Genomic DNA, 3,913 nt, shown 5'->3' on the forward strand with positions numbered 1-3,913 from the left:
GCTGTTGGACCTTCTTGAGGGCAGATGGTCGTGTCCCACTGACAAACAATGAAGCTGAGCGGCGGTTAAGGCGCTATATAGTGTGGCGCAGATGCAGCTACGGCGTTCGCTCTCATCGAGGGGGAACAGTTTCGCGGACGTATCCTTGCGTTCATTGAAACATGCAAAAAACGCGGAATGGCATGCTACTCGACACTGAGCCAGATAGTCGATGCGGTGATCAGCAAACAGCAAACAGCAAACAGCCTTACCCTGATGTATTCGACCTAATGGATGAAGGTCAATACTTCGCTGGTGAATAGTTACATCCGTTTAGCACCATCGCCAACACCGCATCGCCATGAGAGACATGATGGTCTGAGTATTTAGGAATGATGCGATCAATAATGCGAGGCAAACCAACTTCGTGGCAAAAAGCGGCAATTAACCCTAAATGATCTAATCGTTTAACGACGGGCTGAGGAGCAGGCATAGTGAGCGACCGTTAAATAGCAGTAATAGATCAAAATAGGGGATCGAGGTCAAGAGGCTGCTGGCAGTATTACGCACAAATGATCACGCGATCACACTATTTTAAATCTGAAATTGGCTGCGGAATGACGGTACCAGTCCAATATTCACGTTTATCTTGTTGATTCATAGCGCCTCCCTTGAAAAGAAGCACTATGACAAATGTGGTTGTGACTTAGTATGTGTGATTAATTTAGTGCTTACTTTGGATTGATATCTAATTAGTCAAGCCAAGGTTGGTGAAAGGTTACGCAAAACGTCCACTATGAGCAAATAAAAAGCAATTAGACCCTGCGGAAATTGTTAGATCTCACCCTGGGGTCAGGGCGGGATTCCACTATATTTAACTTTTAACCAAATATAATCTTTGAACGATATTCGCCGGACCAACCTGACTTTCTACGTTTGGCTGCCAAGCTATCTTTTTCGCTAATATCCTGCTTTATAGCGTTGAGTGCAGCTCGGTTAAATGCAGCCAAATGACTCGCTCCATCCGGATCTTTCACCCTCAATTCATCTTCTCTAAATACAACGTCTAGTACCCAATGAAGCTGATTTTCGACGCTCCAATGCTCTCTTACTGTGCGAGCAGCGAGCAGCTAGCTCTACATCAAGCTCTAGCGAACTAACATACCAGCGAGAATCTCTGGTTCCTTTGCCGTTGCTACTGCGTTCACTTGCCGCTTCAATAAACGTCTTTATGTGTGGCCACTTCTCTTGTAGCTCTGGTGGTAAATTGGCGTCTATCTGCATGATATTGCGACACTCTTTTCGACCATGTCCTTGGTTTTCTTGAACACATTCCGTCATCCCATCAGGCTGTTCATACACTTCAGCAAAAGCCTGAGTCACATGCTCGAAAAGCTTAAGCTGATTCTTTTTCAGTTGGATCGTAAAATCGCCATTCTTTTGAACTATTTGCGCCATTGTCGGCGCTAAACAATGCAACGAATCTAACGTGACTATCGCATTCTTTAAAATCAGGGCGTCAAGTACATCCCGAGACAAGCTGACTTCCTTACCCTTGCTCTTATCTGCTTGTTGATAAAGCATTAAGCCGCTTTCGACATCATAAGCATTAACGACATGGAGAAAACTTTTGCTGCCATCCGTTTTGGTTCCTCGGAGGGTTTTACCATCAATTGCTAGAACCGATTTTTCCGCACGACTGCGTTCTACATTAAGCCATTCAAATAAGGCTTCAAGTAATGCATCGCTATCTAACATACTGATTATATTTGCAATGCAATGACGCTTCGGGATGCCGTTTTCAAACTGCCGGTATTGTCTTAGCCAGTCCAGTTGACTATCACCGAATTCTTGGATAGATTTTCATCCTGTTGCGCCACTAAGTACCGCAGAAAAGACAAGAAAAACAACATCCACTAAATCGTGTTTAACATTAATATCAACACGAGGATCAGGTATGCGACTTAGGCGTTCAAAAAGAGTCATAGAGTTTACTCAAGAATACAAATAGTGAAGATCAGATCACTGAAAATAGAGTTAGTTCAATCTATTTTAATGATTTGTATTAACGTGAAAAACGTGCTCAAAAAACACTCATAAAGTACAAATTAGCAACGATTAAACCCTACAGTTTGTATCAGATCTCGCCCTGACCCTGGGGTACTTCATAGTGGCATCCATGCGGTAAAGCTTTATTTATTAACGCTTAATCAATACTGCTGTTTTTATTGAATTAAAAGTTTCTTCTGTCTCTATTTCAATGTTGCTACATTTTTCAAATAAAGAGTCAATAATGATTTGATGCCCTTCGTGAGAAAATAAAATGGCTTTTCCTTTATCTTTAATTAGTTTACAAATTTCTTCTTCATTATCATTCGGGTTTAATGGATTTATCCTTGCTATAGTTTTTTTCTCGTTATAGTAGTCAAGGTAAACTCTGTAATATGATGTGTTCGCTTTCCAAGTAGTGATTACTGGTATGTCATTTCCCATCTCATGAGTAACCCAAAGTGCCGCATTTTTATAATCCTCATAATTAGGCTCTCTCTCATTGAAATTTTCTAAAAAAGTGATTAGGCAAATTACCAGAGGAAGTGAAAGTAATTTAAATCTTATGGTTATTTCAGATATTGAAATGGCGATTATGAAAAGTAATATACTGGTTGAGAATAGAATGTGTCGATAATGACCGATTCCACTTTTGTAAGATATTAAAAAGCATAGAATGCTTGACATAATGTAAAGAAATAAAAGTTGATTTGTTTTCTTGTTGCTAAACTTGTCTAGAAATAAAATTATAGCAATAGAAGGTAAAGAAATAATTAAAAAAATAGCGGGGAAAATATCCGATGGGAACATCGATTCAGTAAATAAGTTTTGGCTTTCCGCCCAAGCTACTCCTCCTTTTGAAGTTGAGAGTATAGAATGATAGGTCAGAAATAGCCATGGCAGGTAGAGCGTTGGAACTAAAGATAGTTTTAGAAGTTCCTTTCGGTTATTGCGGCAATAATATACCTTCATTAACCAGTACACCCCGCCAACAACCGCGGCATAATAATTAGTAAACCATAGGGCTAATATGACTACGAGTTCAATTTTATTAACTTTTTCTTTTAATAGATAACCATTGTGAATGAATAATGCAACAAATACTGAAAACATTATACCTAAACTATAGTTTCTTCCTTCTTGTGCATAATCTATATATCTTCCGGCAAAGGCGCATAAAAATATGAAAATAACTCCATGGAATCTGTAATTTTCTCTCCGGTAGAAGTATACGGCTGTAACGATTAGTAATAATGTGCTAGCGATAAGGCTCTGTAGTCTAGACCTTAATTCAGGCTCTTCCAACCAAGAAAAAAGTTTACCTATTAGTTCAAATAACGGTGGATGTTGTTCTGCAGACTTTGCAGTATAAAAACTATCCTCTGGGCTTATTTGTGTTACTAATTTCCTCTCAAAAGAAAAATCTAGCATCGAATGGTAGTCAATCAATCCAATTGAAAATAACTCATCACTCCAAAGAGGCTCTTCAGATATAGTTGAATACTTTATATATGTTGAAGTACTTATCACTAGAATTGTGAATGTTAGGTATAAATAGGAGCTATACCTTTTAAATAATAACATTTTAATATTTTTCCCTGGGTTTAAAGGGAGTATTTTATCGCACAATATTAAATTTTTGTAGTCTTTTAATAGAGCATTTACGAATTGAAAAACTCGCGGAATGTTTAATTTTTTAGCCTTATTTTTTTATTAGGAACAACATCAGGGTCGGATCGTACTTTGTTAACAGCTTGTTTTTGAGCTAAATGAGAGTCGAAGTGTGCTCTTGATTAGTTCATGCTCTCACCCTAGGGTCTGTTGATCTTTGCTGTATAGATTTTGTTCAGCAGTACATAGGCAGCCACATTATAGCAAACGCCAG

Annotated in this window: 2 protein-coding genes and 3 pseudogenes; 2 read left to right on the forward strand and 3 right to left on the reverse strand. The window is 38.6% G+C overall.

The window, feature by feature from the left end:
- Together K1M91_RS20995 and K1M91_RS21000 are read left to right on the forward strand one after the other, a co-directional pair.
- Positions 1-177 (forward strand): annotated as a pseudogene (locus K1M91_RS20995) (transposase); the annotation flags it as partial.
- Positions 162-302 carry a hypothetical protein gene (locus K1M91_RS21000; protein ID WP_232804214.1) on the forward strand — a complete coding sequence of 47 codons (141 nt, stop codon included), beginning with the start codon at positions 162-164 and terminating at the stop codon, positions 300-302. The pseudogene K1M91_RS20995 and the gene K1M91_RS21000, both read left to right, overlap by 16 nt.
- Positions 303-307: 5 nt before the next feature.
- Here the strand turns inward: K1M91_RS21000 and K1M91_RS21005 are convergent.
- The 3 genes and pseudogenes from K1M91_RS21005 to K1M91_RS21015 form a co-directional block, all read right to left on the reverse strand.
- Positions 308-472, reverse strand: a pseudogene (locus K1M91_RS21005) (DUF4277 domain-containing protein); the annotation flags it as partial.
- A 388-nt stretch (positions 473-860) separates the two neighbouring features.
- Positions 861-1,965 (reverse strand): annotated as a pseudogene (locus K1M91_RS21010) (ISAs1 family transposase).
- Positions 1,966-2,178: 213 nt separating this feature from the next.
- Positions 2,179-3,612, reverse strand: a complete 1,434-nt coding sequence (locus K1M91_RS21015) for a hypothetical protein (RefSeq protein WP_232804213.1) — start codon at positions 3,610-3,612, stop codon at positions 2,179-2,181.
- Positions 3,613-3,913: the final 301 nt, after the last annotated feature.

Source organism: Motilimonas sp. E26 (assembly GCF_021278025.1).
In the GTDB taxonomy this organism is placed as follows: Bacteria; Pseudomonadota; Gammaproteobacteria; order Enterobacterales; family CBDFNC01; genus Motilimonas.

Bases quoted from the DNA above. Each gene is read 5' to 3' on its own strand.
- K1M91_RS21000 (WP_232804214.1), top strand. From the start codon at position 162: ATGCAAAAAACGCGGAATGGCATGCTACTCGACACTGAGCCAGATAGT.
- K1M91_RS21015 (WP_232804213.1), bottom strand. From the start codon at position 3,612: ATGTTATTATTTAAAAGGTATAGCTCCTATTTATACCTAACATTCACA.